Origin of the sequence: Saccharopolyspora gloriosae (assembly GCF_014203325.1) — a bacterium.
Classification (GTDB): Bacteria; Actinomycetota; Actinomycetes; order Mycobacteriales; family Pseudonocardiaceae; genus Saccharopolyspora_C; species Saccharopolyspora_C gloriosae.
The window spans coordinates 6,705,988-6,726,189 of sequence record NZ_JACHIV010000001.1; the positions used below are offsets into that span (position 1 = coordinate 6,705,988).

A 20,202-nucleotide genomic window follows, 5' to 3' on the forward strand; every position below is an offset into this window, starting at 1 on the left:
ACAATGCGCACAATGCGCTGACCTGGTGAGATGCTCGCGCGCCGGTGTTCAGATCCGGCGGAGCCCGTCGACGAGCAGGCCCACCACGTGGCGCGCGTCGTAGCGCGGATCGGTGCCCGCGCCGATGCAGAGGTTCCCGACGCCGCGCATGAGCTCCAGAGCCCGCACGTCGGAGCGGACCTCCCCGGCTGCCTCGGCGGCGGCGATCAGCTCGGCGCACACCGGCACCAGCCGATCCAGGAAGTACGCGTGCAGCGCGTCGAAACCCGCGTTGTCGGAGCGCATCGCGTGCGCCAGCCCGTGCTTGGTGACCAGGAAGTCCACGAACTTCTCGATCCACCGCCGCAGCGCCTCGTACGGGGTCGCGCTGCTCGCCAGCAGTTCCGGGCCCGCTTCCGCGCAGGCATCGACCTGGTGCCGGTACACGGCGATGATCAGGTCCGCGCGCGTCGGGAAGTGGCGGTAGATCGTGCCCACGCCGACACCCGCCGCCGCCGCGACGTCGCGCACCGGGGCGTCCACACCGGAGGCGACGAAGACCGCGGCGGCGGCGTCGAGCAGCGTCCGCTCGTTGCGCCGCGCGTCCGCCCGCTTCGGCCGCATCGTGCCCTCGTCCACCGCGCCGCTCCCTCCCAGCGCCGCCGGAGCGCTGTTCCGCTTCCCATGGTGGCAGAGCCCGGAACCGCCAAGCTCAGCGCGGCTACTCCCGTTCGGACACGACGGCGGCTTCGCCCAGCAGCGCGTCCAGGTCGGCGTCGGCGCAGGTGACCTCGGCGAACTTCGCCACGCCCTCGAAGCGGCAGCCCGCGAAGCTCACCTGCGAATGCAGCGCCGCACCCCGGAAGTTCGCCACGCCGTGGAAGACCGAGCGGTCGAACACCACCGGTCCGCCGAACTCGACCCCGGCGAACTGGGCCCTGCCGCGGAACACCGCGTCCCGGCAGCGAAACCGGCCGCCCGCGTGGGTGGAGGCAGCGGTCATCCACACCGGGCCCAGCACCTCGCACCGGCTCAGGTTGTTGTCGTGGAACAGCCGCGCGTAGCGCGCCACCAGCGTCCCGATCCGGCGGCCGGAGAGGTCGAAGTACTCCAGCGTCGCGTTCGTGAAGTCCAGGTCGTAGGCGGGAGCGTCCGGCGCCGCCTCCGGGAGCAGGTCGGTGACGAGCCGCTGCGCCGTCAGCCGCACCTGGAGCTCGCGGTCCGCCGCGTTGCGCTCGTCGCGCTCCCACTCACCGCCGTCGTAGCGCGGATGCGCGAACGGCCGCCGCAGGTAGGAGCACAGCACGTCGAGCACCGTCTGGGTGTGGCCGGGCGAGCTGCGGGCCAGCCCCGCCAAGGCGTGCAGCGCGCCCACCCGCACCTGATCCGCCTCGTGGCCGAGCAGTTCCACGGCGCGGGCGAAGCGCTCGTCGGCGATGCGCTCCCGGTCGAGCTCGGTGCGGTCGCCCTCCAGCTCCTGGCGCCGTTCCTCGACGCGGCGGCGCCGGTCGTTGAGCCACAGCGCGTAGAGCGCCACCACCGAACCCGCCGCCAGACCGCCGGTGCGCAGCGCGTCGGCGCCGTTGACCCGGCCGTCGAACACCGGCAGCGCCGCGCTCACGCCGAACAGCGCCAGCGCCGCGAGCGCGATCGTCGCGGCCAGCCCGTACCTACGCATGGGGCTGTACCTGGCGCGCTGCGGCGGAATCCCACTCCGCGGGGAGGGTGGAACCGTCGGCGACCAGCAGATCGTCCAGCAGCGCCTTGGGCGCCGGGGCGCGCAGCCGCAGCTGGATGCCGCCGTCCAGCCGCGCCGAACGCAGGTCCAGCTCGCCGCCGAACTCGACGTCCCGCGCGAACCACGAGCTCGCGCAGCTCATCCGCTTGAGGTCCGCGTTCCGCGCGAACCACGCGCGGTCGAAGTCGCACGGCTCCAGCGTCCGGATCCCGCGCAGCTCCACGGTGCGGTGGAACTCCGCGCCGGTCGCCCTGATCCGGCCCAGGAACACCGAATCCCGGAAGTGCACGCTGCCGTGGAACACCGCGCTGCTGAAGTTCGTGGTGTGCCGGAACCGGCAGCGGTAGGCCGCGATCCGGCCCACCACGCGGTCCGCCAAGTTGAACCGCTCCAGCCAGGCGCGGGTCAGATCGAGGTCGTAGATCGGCGGATTCGGGTCGTCCCGCGTCGGCAGCAGCTCGATGATCAGGCGCTGCGCGGTCTGCCGCGCGTGCCGCTCCCGCTCCAGCTCGGGAGCGATCGACGGCGGCTCGCCCGCGGGCAGCAGCTCCGGCAGCGTCCACTTCGGATGGTCGAACGGGCGGCGCAGGTAGGAGCACAGCACGTCCAGCACGGTCTGCGTGTAGTACGGGCGGCTGCGCGCCAGGCCCGCGAGCGCGTGCATCGCGCCCACCCGAACCTGATCCGCCTCGTGCCCGAGCAGTTCCACCGCCCTGGCGAAGCGCTCGTCGTCGGCGCGGTCCCGGTCGTGATCGGTGCGCCGGTCCTCCAGCTCCTGGCGCCTGCGCTCCAGGTCGTAGCGCTCCTGGTCGAGCTCTTGGCGCCGCTGGTCCAATTCCTGGCGGCGCTCCTCGACGCGGCGGCGCCGGTCGTTGAGCCACAGCGCGTAGAGCGCGACGACGGACCCGGCGGCGAGCCCGCCGGTGCGCAGCGCGTCCGCGCCGGTGCTGCGCTGGTCGAACAGCAGCAGCCCGGTGCTCGTCGCCGCCAGCACCACCACGGCCAGCGAGATGGTCAGCACCAGCCCCGCGCGGCGCTCCCGCCGCGCCGGCGCCCCGGAACGAGCGTCGACCTCACCCATGCGAGTGATCATCGCAGCTCGATGCCCGTCGGCGGTGCGGATCCGGCGACTCGGCCCCCGCACGACGAACGCCCCATCCGTCCCGGCACGAGCGGGACGGATGGGGCGCGTCGGGGCGAGCGGTCAGCCGCGGGCGATGGCCTGCAGCTGCTCGTAGCCGCCGTTGAACGCGTTCTGGTCGATCGGCGTCGAGCTGTACTGCCAGAACGTGTGGAAACCCCAGTTGTAGGGCAGCGGCCCCACGCTGCTCGAGTACCGCGCGATCCACAGCGGACTCGTCGAGCTGAAGTCGCCGTTCGCGCACTGGTTCCACCAGTTGGTGCTGGTGTAGATCACCGGGTAGCGGCCGGTGCGGTGGAAGTACGTGTCGCTGAAGTCCTTGATCCACCCGGTCATGGAGCCCGGCGAATGCCCGTAGCAGGTGTCGCCGTACGGGTTGTACTCCATGTCCAGCGCGCCCGGCAGCGTCTTGCCGTCCGGGGACCAGCCGCCGCCGTGGTCCACGAAGAAGTTCGCCTGCGCCGCTCCGCTGGAGACGTCCGGCAGCGCGAAGTGGTACGCGCCGCGGATCATGCCGACGTCGTAGGAACCGTTGTACTGCTGCGCGAAGTACGGGTTCCGGTAGGTGGTGCCCTCGGTCGCCTTGACGAAGGTGAACCGCTTGCCCTGGTTCCAGTGGGCGGGCCAGTCGACGTTGCCCTGGTGCCCGCTGACGTCGATGCCCTCGACGGTGGCCAGCGGCGACTTCTCGGGCGCGGTGCGGGGTTCGCCGCCGCCCTCGTGCTTGCGGATCTGCGAGCCCATCGCGTGGTCGGTGTCCGGATTCGGGTCGTTCACCTCGGAGCTCATCGCTTGCTCCATTCGGAGAGGGGATGTGCCTGCGTGCGCGGGGAACGTCAACAGCGTGCACGCCCAGGTGATCGAGAGTAGGCAGATGAGCCCGCGCGTGCGAGCGCGTCCACTCGAATGCGTCATCGAAGGGGCCTCTCGGGGGAGTCGGAGCCGGAACGGTCCCCGGCTCGAAAATTCTGGCGAGCTCGTCCCGTTCCCGGCAGCGCAGAAGTAGGCAATTAACCGGAATGGCGCAATCCGGACCGCACGACCACGTCGAGCGACATCTCAGCCGCGGTGAGGGGAATCCGCATGTTTTGGACTTCCCGCACTCGACCGTCGGGTGAATCGGGCGCGACGGCCGTCCCAGCGCAGGGGCTACTGGCCTGCCGGTTCGACACGAATGGCTACCCTGGGTGGGCGGAAGTACGGGTTCGACCTCTCAGCGACACCGGTCGTATGCTCCGAACGACCCGATCCACCAGGGCAGGCCGGACCAGGGCAGGGGCCAGAGGGCGAGCCGAGGACGAATCGAGTGGAGGGGCGCCACGGGCATGACGGGGTGGACCACACCGGTTCCCAGCGCTCAGGAGACGGAGCCGGCGGTGAGCAGAACCGACCGCAGGCGATTCGCAGCGGTCTGGGCCCAGGCCTTGATGGGCACCAGCTACGTCCCCATGACCAGCGCGGAAGTCGAAGGCAGGCTGCTCGGCTACACCGACCGGCTGGTGGAAGCGCTGCTGTCCGACCCGTTCGACCCGGCACCCGGCCACGACGTCGGCGACGACCTCGTCGCCGTGCACTTCACCAGCGCCGACTCGCTGGCCCGCACCATCGACCTCATCGGCGACGAATTCCTCGACGTCCTGCACCTCGACGAAGGCCCCGGCTGGCGGCGGCGCATCGCCGCGCTGCAGGGCTCCGTGTGCACCGGGTTCGTGCAGGCCGCCCGCAAGCGCACCCTCGACGAGCAGGAAGCCATCCGGCAGGCCGTGCTCGACGCCCGCGACGCCGTCGAACAGGCCCTGCGCACCAGCGAAGCGCGGTTCCGGGCGATCTTCGCCGAAGCCGCCATCGGCATCTGCATCGCGGACATGGCCGGGCAGGTGCTGGAGGTGAACTCCTCGCTGCGGCGCATCCTCGGGCGCCCCACCGACGAGCTCCGGCGGATGACCATGCACGACTGGTTGCACCCCGCGGACTCCGAGGGCTTCTGGCGGCTCTACGAGGAACTCGTGCGCGGCGAACGCGACCAGTACCGCGTCGAGAAGCAGTTCACCCGCCCCGACGGCGGACGAGCCTGGACCGAGGTCATCGTCTCCCTGGTGCGCGGCGAGGACGGCATGCCGCTGTACCAGGTCGCCATGGTCGAAGACGTCACCGAGCGCAAGCTGCTGCAGGACCGGCTGCGCCACCAGGCCATGCACGACCCGCTGACCGGGCTGCCGAACCGGGCGCTGTTCATGGAACGCCTCACCTCCGCGATGCGTTCGCGGCAGCAGGGCGACCGGGTCGCGCTGTGCTACATGGACCTCGACGGGTTCAAGGTCATCAATGACAGCCTCGGCCACCACGTCGGTGACGACCTGCTCGTGGCCGTGTCCGAGCGGCTCGCGCTGTCCGTGCACGGCGAGGACCGGCTGGTGGCGCGGATGGGCGGCGACGAGTTCGTCATCCTGATCGAGGACTCGCCCAGCACCGAGCAGGCCATCGAGATCGCCGACGAAATCCTCGACACGCTCATCGAGCCCATCCGCATCGGCGGTCACGAGCTGTCGGTCTCCGCCAGCATCGGCATCGTCGAACGCGAGGTGCACGGCCAGAGCGCCGCGGAACTCATGCGCGACGCCGACGTGACGCTGTACTGGGCCAAAGCCGAGGGCAAGGGCCGCTGGGCGCTGTTCGACCCGGACCGCAACGCCACCGAGGTCGCGCAGTACCGGCTGTCGGCCACCATGCCCGCCGCGCTGGAACGCGAGGAGTTCTTCGTCGAGTACCAGCCGCTGGTGGGCCTGCGCGAGTTCGGCGTCGTCGGCGTCGAAGCCCTCGCCCGCTGGTGGCACCCGGACCTCGGCAGGCTCGGACCGGACCGGTTCATCTCGCTGGCCGAGGAGACCGGGCTGATCGTTCCGCTCGGCCGCTGGGTGCTGCGCCAGGCGTGCAGGCAGGCCAAGCAGTGGCAGGACGAGTTCGGCGACGCCGCCCCGTTCGTCAGCGTCAACCTCGCGGTCCGCCAATCGCGCGACCCGAACCTCGTCGCCGACGTCGAGACGATCCTGCGCGAAACGGACCTCGACCCGTCCAGGTTGCAGCTCGAACTCACCGAGAGCGCCGTGATGGGCACGGCCGACGAGCCCATCGAAACCCTGTGGGCGCTCACGAAGATGGGCGTGCGCATCGCCATCGACGACTTCGGGACCGGCTACTCGAACCTCGCCTACCTGCGGCACCTGCCGGTGCACGAGCTGAAGATCGCCGGGTCGTTCATGCACGGGCTGCGCGACCCGGAGAAGGCCGACCCGGTCGACGCCCGCATCGTCGGCACCCTCGTCGACCTCGCGCACACGCTCGGGCTGACCGTCACCGCCGAAGGCGTCGAGACCCACGCCCAGGCCCGCCGGATGGCGGAGATCGGGTGCGAGACCGGGCAGGGCTACTTCTTCGCCCGCCCCTGCTCGCCGGAGCGCATCCGCGCCTTCATCGCCGACCACGTCGGCTGACGGACCGCCACCGTCCACTTCGGTCCGAACTGTCCGTTCACCTGTGCGGATCCAGGTGATTCGGCGAGCGATCCGAAATTTTCGACCGGTCGCGCAACTCGCCGCGCAGGCGGACGTCCTACGGGTAGAGAAGCGCGGGGGACACCGGCGCGCACCCGAGGGAAGGCTGAAGTGATGTTGAAGCGGACTCGTACGGCGACCACGGCGGCGGCATTGGTCGGGGGCGCGCTGCTGCTCGCCGGCTGCGGCGGCCAGGCGGCGACGAACTCCGCGGTGGGCCAGGAGGGCATGGGCTCCGACACCGCACCCGCCACGGAGGGCATGGGGTCCGACCTCGCCCCGTCCGACGACCACGCCAGCGGCACGCACGACGACATCTCCGCCTCGAACTGCTCGGCGGCGGACTTCAAGGTCACCATGCAGGCGCAGCCCTCCGACGCGGGTGCCGACAGCAGGTTCCTGATCCAGCTGGAGAACACCTCGGACAAGTCCTGCGAGCTCGGCGGCTGGGTGAACCTCACCCCGACCAACATGGCGGGCGAGGCGATCGACGTGCCGACCGAGAACGTCAACCTGCCCGGCCCGGACGCGGACCTGACCCTGGAGCCCGGCAAGAGCGCCTTCGCCGGTGCGAAGATCGAGCGCGCCGAGAAGTCCGACCCGGACGCCCAGGTCGCCTCCGGCTTCACCGCGACCCCGTCGGACATGAACGGCGAGGTCAACGCCGAGGTCTCCGACCTCAACGGCGGCAACGGCCCGGTGGAGATGGCGGTCAAGAGCATGCAGATCGGCACCCTGCAGCCGTCCCCGCAGGGCGTCGTCGCGTTCTGATCCACCGCGGACACCGCGAGCCCGCGCCGATCGCCGGCGCGGGCTCGTCGCGTCTCAGGCCTGCAGGTCCACCACGGGTTTCACGTCGTCGTCGGCCCGGGTGAGCACCTCGGTCCACGAGTCCAGCGGGACGCGGCGGCTGATCAGATCGCCCAGCCACGCCGGATCCGCGTCCGCTAGGGAACGCACCGCCTGCTGGTAGTGGCGCAGGTTCGCGTTGACGCTGCCCACCACCACGTCGTTGTCCAGCACCAGCTCGTCGTTGATCGCCCCGGCGGGCACCGGCAGCGTCCGGTCGTGCCCGGCGATGCCGGTGAGCACCGTGATCGCGTTGCGGGCGGTGCGGCGCAGCACGTCGAAGACCACCTCGCCGGCGCCCGTCGCCTCGATCACCACGTCCGGTTCGCAGCCCAGGTCGTCCAGCGAGGTGTGGTACGTCGCGCCCAGGCGCCGCACCAGGTCCGGCTTCGGCCCGTCGGTCACCTGGTCCAGGACGTGCACGTCCAGCCCGCGCTGCACCCCGAGCAACGCGCCCAGCAGCCCGATCGCGCCCGCGCCGGTGACCAGCGCGTGCCGCGGCGCGTAGTAGGCGCGGCGGCCGATCAGCTCGGCCTGCTCCCACGCCTTCGTCACCACCGACGCCGGTTCGGTGAGCACGCCGAGATCGCCCAGCCGGGCCGGGACCTTGATCGCGAACCGGGGCTCGATCGTCCAGCGCTGCGCGCCGAAACCGTCCAGCTCCTTGATGCCGCACTCGGTGAACTCGCCGTTGAGGCAGAAGTCCCACTGCCCCGCCGCGCACGCCGGGCACGGCCGCGGGTCGGGGCGGCGCACCACGCCCACGACCAGGTCGCCCTCGCCGAAACCGCTGATGGCCGGCGCGTACCGCACGCGGCCGAGCGATTCGTGGAACAGCACCATCCGGTCCTGGCCGGGCGGCAGCACGCCGTGCGACGCGTGCGTCACGTCGTGATCCGTCGCGCACGCCCCCACCAGCAGGCCCTCCACCAGCAGTTCGCCCGGTCCGGGAGTCGGCTCCGGCAGTTCGGAGACCGCCGCCAGTTCCGGCTTGCCGGGCACCACCGTCGCCGCCTTCACCGCGGATCCCTCCCGTTGCGCCTGCTGGACTCGTCCCGAGTGTGCCCGCCGTAGAGCACGGCGGACGAGTTGACCAGCGCCAAGTGGCTGAAGGCCTGCGGGAAGTTGCCGGTGAACCGTCCGGAGTGGACGTCGTACTCCTCGGCGAACAGGCCGACGTCGTTGGCGAGCTCGATGAGCTCGTCGAACATCGACACCGCCTCGTCCCGCCGCCCGCTCAGCGCCAGCGCGTCCACCAGCCAGAACGAGCAGGCCAGGAACGAGCCCTCGCGCCCGGTGAGCCCGTCGACCTCGTTGGTGTCGTCGCCGGTCGTGTAGCGGTCCACCAGCACGCCGTGGCGCAGTTCCCGCTCCACGACCCGGATCGTGCTGCGCACCCGCTCGTCGTCGCCGGGCAGGAAGCCCACCGACGGGATCAGCAGCGTCGCCGCGTCCACGGTGGTGCCGCCGTAGTACTGGGTGAACGCGCCCAGCTCCTGGTTCCAGCCCTTCTCCAGCACTTCGGCGTGCACCGCGTCCCGCAGCTCCCGCCACCGCTGAACGGGCCCCGGCAGCCCGTCCTCCTCGGCGGCCCGCACGGCGCGGTCGAACGCGACCCACACCATCACCCGCGAGTGGGTGAAGTGCCGGTCCGGTCCGCGCACCTCCCACAGGCCCTTGTCCGGCTGCTGCCAGATCGTCTCCAGGTGCTTGAGCATGCCGCGCTGCAACGCCCACGTGTCGGCGTTCTCCGCGAGCCCGCGTTCCCGGGCCAGGTGCAGCGCGTCCATCACTTCGCCGTACACGTCGAGCTGCTGCTGGCGGTAGGCGCCGTTGCCGACGCGCACCGGCTGCGCGCCCTGGTAGCCGTCGAGCCAGTCGAGCTCCCACTCCAGCAGGTGCCGCTCACCGTCGACGCCGTACATGATCTGCACGTCCGCCGGGTCGCCCGCGACGGCGCGCACCAGCCAGCGCCGCCACGCCGCGGCCTCCGCGGAGCACCCGAAGTTGTCCAGCGCCAGCAGCACCAGCGTCGCGTCCCGCAGCCAGCAGTAGCGGTAGTCCCAGTTGCGGTTGCCGCCGAACGCCTCCGGCAGCGACGTGGTGGGCGCGGCGACGATGCCACCGGTCGGGGCGTAGGTGAGCGCCTTGAGCGTGGCCAGCGATCGGTACACCGATTTCGCGTGCGGGCCGGTGTAGTTGATCTTGTCGGTCCAGTCGCGCCAGAAGTCCTCGCTGTCCTGGGTCTCCTGCACCGGATCCATCCGCGGCGGGATCTCCTCGTGGTCGCTGGACCACTGCATCACCCAGGACCGGCGCTGCCCCTCGCGCAACGTGAACACCAGCTCGTGGGCGCGCCGCTCCGGAACCCGCTGCGGCAGCAGATCTCCGCGCAGCACCACGGTGTGCGGGCCCGCGATCGCGAGGATGTACTCGTCGAGCTCCGGTTCGCTCTGGCGCACGTGGCGCATCCACGGCACCGCATCGCCGTAGGCGAACCGCACGACCCAGCGCATCCGGACGTCGACCTCGCCGGAGACGCCCTCCACCATGCGCACCAGGCACGGCGGGTCGTGCTGGTTCTTCTCGTGCGGCGGCATGCTGTCGACCAGCCTGAACACGCCGCCGTCGGTCTCGAAGTACGTCTCCACCACCAGCGAGTTGTCCCGGTAGCGGCGGTGCACCTCGCGCACCGGTTCGGCGGGGGCGATCTGCCAGTGGCCGTTGCGGTCGTCGCCGAGCAGGCGGCTGAAGCAGGACGGCGAGTCGAACCGCGGCAGGCACAGCCAATCCACCGAGCCGTCGAGGCCGACGAGCGCGGCGGTCCGCAGGTCCGAGAGCAGCGCGTAGTTCTCGATGTCGCCGGGCGGCCCGGCGGATTGATCGCTCACCCCGCCGAGGCTAGGCACCGCGACCCGCCCCCTGCCACCTCCGACCCGCCGCGCGCGCGAAACCGCCCCGCCCGGGAACCGAGCGGGGCGGACGCGACCCGGAGTGCGCCGGGTCCGGTCGTCGTCTTGCCGGCGAGCCGCTGAGCGGTGATCAGCTTGCGCTCGCCGATCACCGGTCGCCGAGGTTCAGGTACCCCGGATCGAGAACGAGGGCACCGTCAGTTCGGCGAGGAGGCGTCGTTGAGGACGTGGTGCGGGATGACGGCGCGGACCGCGTCGTCCAGGTTGAGGCCCAGGTCCAAGCCGCCCAGCAGCTCCGGGAGTTCGCCGCCCGGGACCCGGCGCGAACCGGGCCAGCTCTCCGGCACCCGCTCCACCGAGGTGCACGCGGGCACCAGCTGGCTGCCGTCGTCGAGTTCCGCGACGTACACGGCGGGCTCGCCCTCGCCGTTCTCCGGGTCGTAGACCAGCACCTCGGCGGCCAGCACCGCCGGGGCGAGCTCGGTGTCCGGGGCCTCGCCGGTGGCGATGCGGTGCAGCACCCGCTCCAGCTCGTTGACCGGTTCCGGCAGCGCGAACGTGAGGTCCGAGGGCTCGTACTCGTCGTTGTACTGGAACTCCGGATCGATCTCGCCGTCGGCGTCGATGTGGTAGGCGCCGACGACGCCTTCCGGCGGCACGTCGTCCCCGGATTCCTGGTAGCCGGGGTCGACGATGTAGAGCCAGCTGTTCGGAGTCTGCCTGGCCTGCTCCCGCATCTCGTCGGTGATCGGCGGCGGTCCGGGGCGGTCGGGTTGCTCTGACATGGTGCTGGCGTCCTTCGACTGGGAGTTGCGGAGCTCGCGGGTGCCGACGGCGCGATCTTCGAACGATCCGCCCGCCTCGTCCGTGCGAGGTGTACCCGTGAGCGTGCCAGTTCTACCGGCCGGTGCCGGGTGGCGCGGGCGGCGGGTCCGTCCATTCCGGTCGGACACTCGGGTGGCCCGCGCGGCGCGCGCCCGGAATCGCCGTCGCCGCAACGGGTTCCGGAAGCGGGTCGGGACCGATGCTTCCGGTCACGGATACACCTTTCCGAGGTGCCGGTGCGGCGGCGGCCGGGGCAGACTGGGCGAGCGGCGAGTTCGGGGAGGCGATCGGGCATGATCGGTCAGCGGGAAGCACTGCACCTGTTCGGGTGCGAGGTCTTCGATCCGGCGGGACATCGGATCGGGATCGTCGGGCAGCTCTTCCTCGACGAGGCCACCGAGCAACCCGCGTGGATCACCGTGCAGACCGGCCTGTTCGGCACCAACGAGAGCTTCGTGCCGCTGGACGGCGCCGCCTTCGACGGGGACACGCTGACCGTCTCGGTGCTCAAGGAGACGGTGCGCCAGGCACCGCACGTCCGGCTCGACGACGGCGACCTGATGCTGGAGCAGGAGCACGCGCTGTACCTCTACTACGGCATCGAGTACGGCGTGACTCCCGCCGAACCCGAGCCGGTCCGGCAGGAGGACGCGCCGGCCGAGCCCGCCGAGCCCGCCGAGCAGGGCGAGCTGCCGCCGGAGTACGTCGAGGCGGTGCGGCTGAAGCTGCGGCGCTGGGTCGCGGCCACCTGATCGCGAAATCGACGCGTCCACCGACTGGGAACCCGCACCGGGCCCGAGACCGTTCGGTGACCTTTTCCGTGCGCTTCACGAATGGCCGAGCGAGACCGGAGCCAGGATTGCGGCACCGTTTCCCCATCGCCCGTTCATGCCGCCATCGGAGTGACGAAAGCGGCATTTCTCGAACAATTCCGAGAGCTGAGAGTGCGCGTCCTCATCAGCTCGCCGAGGTGGCCGCGGGCATCTGGGCGAACACTGCCGGAAAGCGCGAGCGCGTTGCGTGGTCGACTCCAGGAGTACCGTAACCGCAGGTAGATCCACATTTTTCGGTATTCTCGACAAATCCGTGGAATGCCGTTACATCGACGACACAAGAGGTTGGCGACAAATCGCCAAGTGGTCCTTTTCGCTTGTTTTCATGGTTTACGTTCGGATTGCACCATCAGATCGCCGTCCGGCCCCACCCGGATGGCGCTGAAGGAAGAGGGACCATGAGAAAAGTGCTCTCCCGAAGCAGGTTCGCGGGCGCCGGAATCACCGCGGCCGCGCTCGTGTTCGCCGGTGCCCCCGCTTTCGCGGCGCCGGCGCTCGCACCGTTGACCCTGCACCCGGAAGCCGGGGTGCTCTCCGCCGACGGCAACGCCGACTCCTACATCGTCAACCTGAAGGACGGTGAGAACGCCGCCGCGGTCGCCGCGGACCTGGGCGTGCGCACCGAACACCTCTACGAGCACAGCCTGAACGGGTTCTCGGCGACGCTGAGCCCCGAGCAGCTCCAGGCGGTGCGCGCCAGCCACGACGTGGAAGGCGTGTCGCAGAACTTCCAAATCCAGGTCGAGCAGCCGCAGCAGCCCACCGCCGTGGGCTCCTGGGGCCTGGACCGGATCGACCAGCCGGCCTTGCCGCTCGACGACACCTACGCCCCCAACGGCACGGGTGCGGGCGTGACGGCCTACATCGTCGACACCGGCATCGCGCCCGATCACCCGGACTTCGGCGGCCGGGCCTCGATCGGGTTCGACGCCACCGGCGGCGACGGCAGCGACGGGCACGGCCACGGCACGCACGTGGCGGGCACCATCGGTTCCGCGACCTACGGCGTGGCGACGGAAGCGGAGCTGGTCGGGGTGAAGGTCCTCGACGACAACGGCAGCGGCACCACGGCCGACATCATCGCCGGTCTGGACTGGGTCGCCCAGGACGCCGACGGTCCATCGGTGGCGAACATGTCGCTGGGCGGCAGCAAGGACCCCGCGCTGGACGAGGCCGCCACCGGCCTGGTCGACCAGGGCGTGTTCCTCGCGGTCGCGGCGGGCAACGAGTCGCAGGACGCCGAGAACGTGTCCCCGGCCAGCGCGGAGGGCGTGTTCACCACGGCGGCCTCCGACGAGAACGACGGTTCGGCGTACTTCACGAACTTCGGTGCGACGGTGGAGGGCTACGCGCCCGGTGTGGACATCGTCTCGCTCGCGCCCGGCGGCGGGACGGCCACGATGAGCGGTACCTCGATGGCCAGCCCGCACGTGGCGGGCGTCGGCGCGCTGTTCCTGGAGGCGACTCCGGACGCCGCGCCGGCGGACGTGATCAGCGGGCTGCAGGGCGGTGCCGCGACGGGCGTGATCGCGGACGCGCCCGCGGACACGATCGCCGATCTGCTCCAGACCGGCGAGCTGTGATCCGGAGTACGTGACCGCGCCGGGTCCCGCCTCGTTGATTCGGGGCGGGGCCCGGCGCGGATCCGGTGTTCGCTGGGGCATTCGGCCGAATTCGGGGCGCCGCCGAATGGTGCTCTACAAAGGTTGAACGGTGTCCTACTGCAAAAGTGGGTTCCCGCGACGGTCTCAAGATGGTTACGTTCCCGTTCGAGGGGGCCGATCGCTGCCTGTCGCGGAACTGGTCCAGACCAAGATCGATCAAGGTCCGACTGAGCCTGTGAAGGCACGTCACGAAAGGGTGTGCCGTGTTATCCGGATACACCGAGGCGCCTGAGCGCGCACAGCCGACCTCGTCCGAGCGGGCCGTGCCCGGCCAGGGCCGGGCCGGAACGACGGACACCGAACGAGCCGTCCGATCCCAGGTGGAAGCGCGGGAGGCCGTCGTCTCCGTGGCGCGAGCCGCCAAGGCCCAAGCGGGCAGCGCGGGCGGTGTGCTGCAGGTCGTGCACGGCGCCCGCCGAGTCGGCTGGGCCGCCTACGAACTGCAGCGCAGCGCCACGGAACTCGTGCAGGGCGTCGCGAAACCGCCGTACGCCGCCACCGGATCGTTGGATTCGCTGGAATCCCGCAAGCTCGCCGAAGGCGTCAACTACCAGGTGCTCTACGACCGCTCGGCGCTCGCGCGGCCACCGCAGCTGGAGCTGACCTCCCGGCTGGTGGCGCTCGGCGAGCAGGCGCGGGTGATCCACGTGGCGCCGACGAAGATGATCCTGGTCGACAACGAGGTGGCGCTGCTGCCGCTGACCGCCACCGACCAGACGGTGGAGAGCGCGGTCGTGATCCGCAGCTCCGCCATGCTCGTCGCGGTGATGCGCATCTTCGAGGACATGTGGCGCTTCGCCGCGCCGTTCACCTGCGAGCAGGAACGGCTCAGCGGCGAAGACCAGCCCTCCGAGGAGGAACGCTGGATCCTGTCGCTGCTGGCCTCCGGCGCGACCGACGACACCATCGGCAGGCTGATGGGCTTCAGCGCCCGCACCGCGCACCGCCGCGTCCGGGAACTCATCGCCCGCCTCGGCGTCGAAACCCGCTTCCAAGCAGGAATGCAAGCAGTCAAACTCGGCTGGCTCTGAGGCTGCGTCGCTGGTCGTTCTGCGTTGGTGGTCGGGTGGCGGAACCTCAGCGTTCTTCTCGCTGCGGGATCTTTTTCCCGAGTGGCTCCGCCACGAGGGAAAAAGCCGTCCTCGCGAGAAGAACGCTGAGAACCCGCGGCGGTGCCGGTTGCTTTGGTGGTCGCTGCTCAGCGGCTTCGCCGCTGACAAGATCAACCGATCGTTCCCCGCTGGGGAAGAGCGTTGCCGGGTGCGTCTTAAGGTGGGGGCATGCCTTCGCGTCGGCGGGTGGATCCGCAGGAGTTGCGCGGTGCGATCGAGGTGGTCGGGCCGTGGCTGGCGGACGAGCGGTTGGAGCGCCCGCGCCGCGCCGAGCTCGCCGCGGCGGTCCGGTTGAGCCTGCGCACGCTGGAAGACCTCGCACCGGGGCGGACCGTCGAAGTGCGGGTGCCGCCGTTCGCCGCCGTGCAGTGCGTCGCCGGACCGGAGCACACCCGCGGCACCCCGCCGAACGTGATCGAGACCGATCCGCGCACCTGGCTGCTGCTGGCCACCGGCCGAGCGGACTTCGCCGAAGCCGTCGAGGAGGGCGCGGTCAGCGCCTCCGGCTCCCGCGCCGACCTCACCCGCTGGCTCCCGCTGGTCCGCACCACCGCCTGACGAGCGGGGACGGCCGCGCCCCCGATTCCGCGCCGGGCCGCCGCTGCGGCTAGAAACGTCCGCATGATCTCCCGCTCCGACCCCGCGTCGCGCAGGCCCGAGCACATCGCCTCGGTGCTGCGCGAACGCGTCTACGGCAGCATCGCCTGCCTGAGCACGCTGCTCGTGCTCGTCCGGCACCCGGGCGAGCACCTGGAACCGTGGGCCGCCGTGCTCGACGTCGTGGTGGCTACCGGCGGGCTGTGGGCGGCGAGCCTGCTCTCCGAGTACGTCGCGCACCTGGCGGTCCGCGAGATCGTGCCGGAGCGGGCGCACCCCGTCGAGATGCTGCGCTCCTCCGGGCAGATCCTGCAGGCCGCCGTGCTGCCGGTGGTGCTGCTCGTCGCCGCCGCGCTGGGCCTGATCCCGGTCGGCGTCGCCGGGTGGATCAGCATCTGGTTCCTGGTCGCCACGATGGGCCTGTTCGCCGTGCTCGCGGTCCGCCGCACCCGCCTGCCGTGGTGGAAGCGCGCCGCGTTGGTGCTGGTGCTGATGGGCATCGGCCTGCTGGTGATCCTGCTCAAGACCGCCCACTGAGCGCACGCCCGCGTGCTCGACCGTGCGCGCAGCGCGACCGGAACCCCGATGACCGGGTTCACACCGCCGCCGCGGTGCCGGCGAAACTCCTGGTGAGCCGGGGGCGTCCGGCGGGCTTGCGGAGGCGGCCGGTCATCGGGGCTTCGGGTCCCGTTTACACTGAGGCGTAAGCCCGACTCCGTCCTCCAGGGAGTTCTCGGTGGTCTTCGACCGGCCAGACGGCAGTGCCCCCAGTGCGTCCGACTCGACGCTTCCCACCGATCCGTTCGAGCAGGACGTGCCGCACGAGGAGTGCGGTGTCTTCGGCGTGTGGGCGCCTGGCGAGGAAGTCGCCAAGCTCTCCTTCTACGGCCTGTTCGCGCTCCAGCACCGCGGCCAAGAAGCCGCGGGCATCGCCGTCGGCGACGGCTCGCAGGTCCTGGTCTACAAGGACCTCGGCCTGGTCAGCCAGGTGTTCGACGAGCAGGTGCTCGCCTCGCTGCGCGGCCACGTCGCCGTCGGCCACAACCGCTACTCCACGACCGGCGGCGCGAGCTGGGAGAACGCCCAGCCCACGTTCCGCACCACGGTCTCCGGCCGCGGCCTCGCGCTGGGCCACAACGGCAACCTGGTGAACACCGCCGAGCTCATGGAGCGGGTCGTCGCCGAAGGCGTCGACACCGTGTCCGCGAACAGCTCCTCGCCCGCCTCCGCGTGCGACCGCGCCACCACCGACTCCGACCTGGTGTGCGCGCTGCTGGCCGCGCACGCCGCGGACAAGGGCATCGAACAGGCCGCGATGGAGCTGTTCCCCACCGTCCAGGGCGCCTTCTCGATGGTGTTCTCCGACGAGACCACGCTGTACGCGGCCCGCGACCCGCAGGGCGTCCGCCCGCTGGTGCTGGGCCGCCTGGAACGCGGCTGGGTCGTGGCCAGCGAAACGGCCGCGCTGGACATCGTCGGCGCGTCCTTCGTCCGCGAGGTCGAGCCGGGCGAGCTGCTCGCGATCGACGAGGACGGCCTGCGCTCGCAGCATTTCGCACACCCGAAGCCGAAGGGCTGCATCTTCGAGTACGTCTACCTGGCCCGCCCGGACACCACGATCTCCGGTCGTTCCGTCAACAGCACGCGCGTGGAGATCGGGCGCAAGCTGGCCCGCGAGCACCCGGTGGAGGCCGACCTGGTCATCCCGGTGCCGGAATCCGGCACGCCCGCCGCGATCGGCTACGCGCAGGGCTCCGGCATCGACTACGGCAACGGGCTGGTGAAGAACTCCTACGTGGGGCGCACCTTCATCCAGCCGTCGCAGACCATCCGCCAGCTCGGCATCCGGCTCAAGCTCAACCCGCTGCGCGAGGTCATCCGCGGCAAGCGGCTCGTCGTCGTCGACGACTCGATCGTGCGCGGCAACACGCAGCGCGCCCTGGTGCGGATGCTCCGCGAGGCCGGCGCCATCGAGGTGCACGTGCGGATCGCGTCGCCGCCGGTGAAGTGGCCCTGCTTCTACGGCATCGACTTCGCCTCCCGCGCGGAGCTGATCGCCAACGGCACCGACACCGACGGCATCCGCCGCTCCATCGGGGCCGACTCGCTCGGCTACGTATCGCTGGACGGGCTGATCTCGGCCACGGAGCAGCCGCGCACCCGGTTGTGCGCCGCCTGCTTCGACGGCCACTACCCGATCCCGCTGCCCGAGGAGGCACAGCTCGGCAAGTACCTGCTCGAAGGCGTGCCGGACACCGCGGAGAAGGGTGTCGCCGGGCCCGCGGAGCCCGTGCTGCCCAGCGGTTACGGCGGCGCCGACGCGCTGCGCAGGCCCTGATCGCACGCGGCGGCGGCCGATCCCGGCCGCTCGTGCCCGCGTAGCGTGGTGCCGCCGTCCGGCCCGCTCCCACCGGGAGGGACGGGGAATCCGCACCGGCCGGAGCGGGATTCGGCGGGTACGCCTGTGGTAGGCAAGGGGCGGTGGTCGTTGTGGGATGCCCCACATCGCCCGCGCGGGCCGGGAGGCCCGCCACGACCTGGGCTCCCGCGAGCCCGCCAACAGCAAACGCACATCAGATGTGGAGTCAGTCGTGTCCGAAGACCTGCTCGCAGGGGCGAAAGCCGCCGAAGCGGAGAAGGCCACCTACGCGAACGCGGGGGTGAGCATCGAAGCCGGCGATGAGGCCGTGCAGCAGATGCTGCCCTGGGCGAAGCGGGCGAGCAGGCCGGAAGTGCTGGGTTCGCTCGGCGGCTTCGCCGGCCTGTTCCAGTTGAAGCTGGACCGGTGGACCGAGCCGGTGCTGGCCTCCTCCACCGACGGCGTGGGCACCAAGCTCGCCGTGGCCCAGGCGCTCGACAAGCACGACACCGTCGGCATCGACCTGGTCGCGATGGTCGTCGACGACCTCGTGGTCTCCGGGGCGGAGCCGCTGTTCCTGCAGGACTACATCGCCGTCGGCAAGGTCGTCCCGGAGCGGATCGCGGACCTGGTCAAGGGCGTCGCCGAAGGCTGCGTGCAGGCCGGTTGCGCGCTGCTGGGCGGGGAGACCGCCGAACACCCCGGCATGATGGCGCCCGGCGAGTACGACATCTCCGCGACCGGTGTCGGCGTCGTCGAGGCCTCCGCGATGCTCGGCCCGGACAAGGTCCGGCCCGGCGACGTGGTGATCGGCATGGGTTCCTCCGGCCTGCACTCCAACGGCTACTCGCTGGCCCGGCACGTGCTGCTGGAACTGGCCCGGATGCCGCTGACGGGGCACGTGGAGGAGTTCGGCCGCACCCTCGGCGAGCAGCTGCTGGAGCCGACGCGGATCTACGCGAAGGACTGCCTGGCGCTGGCCGCCGAGACCGAGGTCCGGACGTTCGCGCACGTCACCGGTGGTGGCCTCGCCGCGAACCTGGCGCGGGTCGTCCCGGCGGGCCTGACCGCGGTGCTGGACCGCGGCACCTGGACCCCGGACCCGGTGTTCCGCCTCATCGCGCAGCGCGGCCGGGTCGAGACCGAGGAGATGGAGCGCACCTTCAACATGGGCGTCGGCATGGTCGCCGTCGTCACCGCCGAGGACGTGGACCGGGCGCTGGCGGTGCTCACCGCGCGGCACGTGCCCGCATGGGTGCTGGGTGAGGTCGCGAAGCAGCCGACCGTGGAGGACGCCGCCGAGGACCAGCGCGTGGTCGTGCGCGGCAACCACCCGAGGTTCTGAGCTCCTGATCGACGACAGGGCCGCGACCGGTTGGTCGCGGCCCTGTTCGCGTCCGCGGAATGCGGCCGCGCCCGGTGGGTGTTGTGGTCGGCGGAGGCGGACCGCGAGCCGGAGGAGAGCCGTCATGACCGACCACCGCGAGCACGGTCCGGGCGCCGCTTCGTGGGCCGTGGCGGTATCGGCGACGCTGCACTGCCTGACGGGCTGCGCGATCGGCGAAGTCCTCGGCATGATCATCGGTACCTCGCTGGGCCTGCACAACGCGGGCACCGTGGTCCTGTCCGTGGTCCTCGCGTTCGCCTTCGGCTACGCGCTGACGATGCGCGGAGTGCTGCGCACCGGGGTGGGCCTCGCCGCCGCGTTCCGCGTCGCGCTCGCCGCCGACACGGTGTCCATCTTCGTGATGGAGGTCGTGGACAACGCGGTGATGGTCGTGGTCCCGGGCGCGATGGACGCGGGCGTGGGCAGCGCGCTGTTCTGGGGCTCGCTGGCGTTCTCGCTGGCCGTCGCGTTCGTGCTGACGGTGCCGGTGAACAAGTGGCTCATCGCCCGCGGCAAGGGCCACGCCGTGGTGCACGGGCGGCACTGACCGCTGCCGAGCGGCCGGGGCGAAGAAATCCGAGCCGCCGGGAATTCCGGGCAGGGCCCGTCCGTTGTACGGGTTGGTCGGTGTGCGCGTGCCCCCGGGCTCCATCACGAGCCTGCAGGGAATACCGTTCGGCTGGAGCCCTGCAGCGCCACCCGCCGAGAGGCGGCCCGCACACCGGCCCTCTACTTGTTCCCCTCGGCCCCGGGCACGAAAAAAGTGCGCCGGGGTGACCGGCGCACTGATTTTCGGTTCACCGGGCGCGCACGGCGATCACGCGCCCGTTCCGGCCGCCGACATCACTCGCTGATGCCCGACACACGGCCTGTTCCGCCCGGTCGATGTGCATCAATGATGCGCACCGGCCGGGCGGTCTCGACAGGACCCAGCTCGTAGTTCTCGCCCACGGCAACGACATCGGGAACGCTACGACGGCTACCGGCGACACAGAGCACCGAGTGGACGAACAAGCGTCCACCCGGTGCGCACGTGCCGTCAACGCCGGTAGTCGTCGTACCCGTCGTCGTATGTGTCGTCGCGGTCCTCCTCGGACCATTCGCCAGGCGGTTCCGTGGACAGCTCCCGCTGCAATGCATCGACGTCCATGGTGGGCGAGCTGTACTTCAGCTCGCGGGCCACCTTCGTCTGCTTGGCCTTAGCCCGGCCGCGCCCCATGGCTCGACCCCCTCGCGCAGGGTGTGCGGGGCGGCC

At 71.1% G+C, this 20,202-nt stretch carries 18 protein-coding genes; 10 read left to right on the forward strand and 8 right to left on the reverse strand.

Annotated features, from left to right (window positions below; translation table 11 throughout):
• Window positions 1-48: 48 nt before the first annotated feature.
• The 4 genes from BJ969_RS29175 to BJ969_RS29190 all read right to left on the reverse strand — a co-directional run bounded on the left by BJ969_RS29175 (window position 49) and on the right by BJ969_RS29190 (window position 3,647).
• The gene (locus BJ969_RS29175) at window positions 49-603 is read right to left on the reverse strand and encodes a TetR/AcrR family transcriptional regulator (protein WP_184486079.1); all 555 of its coding nucleotides are present in this window, start codon (window positions 601-603) and stop codon (window positions 49-51) included.
• A 97-nt stretch (window positions 604-700) separates the two neighbouring features.
• Complete coding sequence (locus tag BJ969_RS29180) at window positions 701-1,657, reverse strand: pentapeptide repeat-containing protein (RefSeq protein ID WP_184484353.1); 957 nt, start codon at window positions 1,655-1,657, stop codon at window positions 701-703.
• Window positions 1,650-2,798: a pentapeptide repeat-containing protein gene (locus BJ969_RS29185; protein WP_184484355.1), complete on the reverse strand. Its 1,149-nt coding sequence runs from the start codon at window positions 2,796-2,798 to the stop codon at window positions 1,650-1,652. Before BJ969_RS29185 ends, BJ969_RS29180 begins: the two co-directional genes overlap by 8 nt.
• 123 nt (window positions 2,799-2,921) lie before the next feature.
• Window positions 2,922-3,647: a lysozyme gene (locus BJ969_RS29190; RefSeq protein ID WP_184484357.1), complete on the reverse strand. Its 726-nt coding sequence runs from the start codon at window positions 3,645-3,647 to the stop codon at window positions 2,922-2,924.
• A 587-nt stretch (window positions 3,648-4,234) separates the two neighbouring features.
• Between BJ969_RS29190 and BJ969_RS29195 the strand changes: the two genes are divergently transcribed.
• Window positions 4,235-6,349, forward strand: coding sequence for a putative bifunctional diguanylate cyclase/phosphodiesterase (locus tag BJ969_RS29195; protein ID WP_343071660.1), 2,115 nt, complete (start codon window positions 4,235-4,237; stop codon window positions 6,347-6,349).
• 174 nt (window positions 6,350-6,523) lie between these two features.
• Window positions 6,524-7,180: a DUF4232 domain-containing protein gene (locus BJ969_RS29200; RefSeq protein ID WP_184484361.1), complete on the forward strand. Its 657-nt coding sequence runs from the start codon at window positions 6,524-6,526 to the stop codon at window positions 7,178-7,180.
• Between the two features lie 54 nt (window positions 7,181-7,234).
• Here the strand turns inward: BJ969_RS29200 and BJ969_RS29205 are convergent, their stop codons facing one another.
• From BJ969_RS29205 to BJ969_RS29215, 3 genes are all read right to left on the reverse strand, one after another.
• Complete coding sequence (locus tag BJ969_RS29205) at window positions 7,235-8,278, reverse strand: alcohol dehydrogenase catalytic domain-containing protein (protein WP_184484363.1); 1,044 nt, start codon at window positions 8,276-8,278, stop codon at window positions 7,235-7,237.
• Window positions 8,275-10,149: a glycoside hydrolase family 15 protein gene (locus tag BJ969_RS29210; RefSeq protein WP_343071661.1), complete on the reverse strand. Its 1,875-nt coding sequence runs from the start codon at window positions 10,147-10,149 to the stop codon at window positions 8,275-8,277. The genes BJ969_RS29205 and BJ969_RS29210 overlap by 4 nt, the downstream gene beginning before the upstream one ends.
• 218 nt (window positions 10,150-10,367) lie before the next feature.
• Window positions 10,368-10,955 carry a type VII secretion system-associated protein gene (locus tag BJ969_RS29215; RefSeq protein WP_184484367.1) on the reverse strand — a complete coding sequence of 196 codons (588 nt, stop codon included), beginning with the start codon at window positions 10,953-10,955 and terminating at the stop codon, window positions 10,368-10,370.
• A gap of 333 nt (window positions 10,956-11,288) precedes the next feature.
• Here BJ969_RS29215 and BJ969_RS29220 point away from each other — a divergent pair, with 333 nt between their 5' ends.
• From BJ969_RS29220 to BJ969_RS29255, 8 genes are all read left to right on the forward strand, one after another.
• Complete coding sequence (locus BJ969_RS29220; protein ID WP_184484369.1) at window positions 11,289-11,747, forward strand: PRC-barrel domain-containing protein; 459 nt, start codon at window positions 11,289-11,291, stop codon at window positions 11,745-11,747.
• A 479-nt stretch (window positions 11,748-12,226) separates the two neighbouring features.
• Window positions 12,227-13,411: a S8 family peptidase gene (locus BJ969_RS29225; RefSeq protein WP_184484371.1), complete on the forward strand. Its 1,185-nt coding sequence runs from the start codon at window positions 12,227-12,229 to the stop codon at window positions 13,409-13,411.
• A 284-nt stretch (window positions 13,412-13,695) separates the two neighbouring features.
• The gene (locus tag BJ969_RS29230) at window positions 13,696-14,523 is read left to right on the forward strand and encodes a helix-turn-helix domain-containing protein (RefSeq protein ID WP_246457126.1); all 828 of its coding nucleotides are present in this window, start codon (window positions 13,696-13,698) and stop codon (window positions 14,521-14,523) included.
• 249 nt (window positions 14,524-14,772) lie between these two features.
• Complete coding sequence (locus BJ969_RS29235; protein WP_184484373.1) at window positions 14,773-15,162, forward strand: sterol carrier family protein; 390 nt, start codon at window positions 14,773-14,775, stop codon at window positions 15,160-15,162.
• Window positions 15,163-15,225: 63 nt separating this feature from the next.
• Entirely contained in the window at window positions 15,226-15,738 is a 513-nt protein-coding gene (locus BJ969_RS29240) for a hypothetical protein (RefSeq protein WP_184484375.1), read from the forward strand.
• A 277-nt stretch (window positions 15,739-16,015) separates the two neighbouring features.
• Window positions 16,016-17,539, forward strand: a complete 1,524-nt coding sequence (purF, locus tag BJ969_RS29245) for an amidophosphoribosyltransferase (RefSeq protein WP_184486081.1) — start codon at window positions 16,016-16,018, stop codon at window positions 17,537-17,539.
• Between the two features lie 157 nt (window positions 17,540-17,696).
• Complete coding sequence (purM, locus tag BJ969_RS29250) at window positions 17,697-18,905, forward strand: phosphoribosylformylglycinamidine cyclo-ligase (RefSeq protein ID WP_184484377.1); 1,209 nt, start codon at window positions 17,697-17,699, stop codon at window positions 18,903-18,905.
• 124 nt (window positions 18,906-19,029) lie between these two features.
• The gene (locus BJ969_RS29255; RefSeq protein WP_184484379.1) at window positions 19,030-19,494 is read left to right on the forward strand and encodes a DUF4396 domain-containing protein; all 465 of its coding nucleotides are present in this window, start codon (window positions 19,030-19,032) and stop codon (window positions 19,492-19,494) included.
• A gap of 492 nt (window positions 19,495-19,986) precedes the next feature.
• Here the strand turns inward: BJ969_RS29255 and BJ969_RS29260 are convergent, their stop codons facing one another.
• The gene (locus BJ969_RS29260; protein WP_184484381.1) at window positions 19,987-20,166 is read right to left on the reverse strand and encodes a DUF3073 domain-containing protein; all 180 of its coding nucleotides are present in this window, start codon (window positions 20,164-20,166) and stop codon (window positions 19,987-19,989) included.
• Window positions 20,167-20,202 lie beyond the last annotated feature (36 nt).

What these genes read in the sequence shown, in the direction of transcription:
- BJ969_RS29175 (WP_184486079.1), bottom strand. Translation starts at nt 603, where the DNA reads ATGCGGCCGAAGCGGGCGGACGCGCGGCGCAACGAGCGGACGCTGCTC.
- BJ969_RS29180 (WP_184484353.1), bottom strand. Translation starts at nt 1,657, where the DNA reads ATGCGTAGGTACGGGCTGGCCGCGACGATCGCGCTCGCGGCGCTGGCG.
- BJ969_RS29185 (WP_184484355.1), bottom strand. Translation starts at nt 2,798, where the DNA reads ATGGGTGAGGTCGACGCTCGTTCCGGGGCGCCGGCGCGGCGGGAGCGC.
- BJ969_RS29190 (WP_184484357.1), bottom strand. Translation starts at nt 3,647, where the DNA reads ATGAGCTCCGAGGTGAACGACCCGAATCCGGACACCGACCACGCGATG.
- BJ969_RS29200 (WP_184484361.1), top strand. Translation starts at nt 6,524, where the DNA reads ATGTTGAAGCGGACTCGTACGGCGACCACGGCGGCGGCATTGGTCGGG.
- BJ969_RS29215 (WP_184484367.1), bottom strand. Translation starts at nt 10,955, where the DNA reads ATGTCAGAGCAACCCGACCGCCCCGGACCGCCGCCGATCACCGACGAG.
- BJ969_RS29220 (WP_184484369.1), top strand. Translation starts at nt 11,289, where the DNA reads ATGATCGGTCAGCGGGAAGCACTGCACCTGTTCGGGTGCGAGGTCTTC.
- BJ969_RS29225 (WP_184484371.1), top strand. Translation starts at nt 12,227, where the DNA reads ATGAGAAAAGTGCTCTCCCGAAGCAGGTTCGCGGGCGCCGGAATCACC.
- BJ969_RS29235 (WP_184484373.1), top strand. Translation starts at nt 14,773, where the DNA reads ATGCCTTCGCGTCGGCGGGTGGATCCGCAGGAGTTGCGCGGTGCGATC.
- BJ969_RS29240 (WP_184484375.1), top strand. Translation starts at nt 15,226, where the DNA reads ATGATCTCCCGCTCCGACCCCGCGTCGCGCAGGCCCGAGCACATCGCC.
- purM (WP_184484377.1), top strand. Translation starts at nt 17,697, where the DNA reads ATGCCCCACATCGCCCGCGCGGGCCGGGAGGCCCGCCACGACCTGGGC.
- BJ969_RS29255 (WP_184484379.1), top strand. Translation starts at nt 19,030, where the DNA reads ATGACCGACCACCGCGAGCACGGTCCGGGCGCCGCTTCGTGGGCCGTG.
- BJ969_RS29260 (WP_184484381.1), bottom strand. Translation starts at nt 20,166, where the DNA reads ATGGGGCGCGGCCGGGCTAAGGCCAAGCAGACGAAGGTGGCCCGCGAG.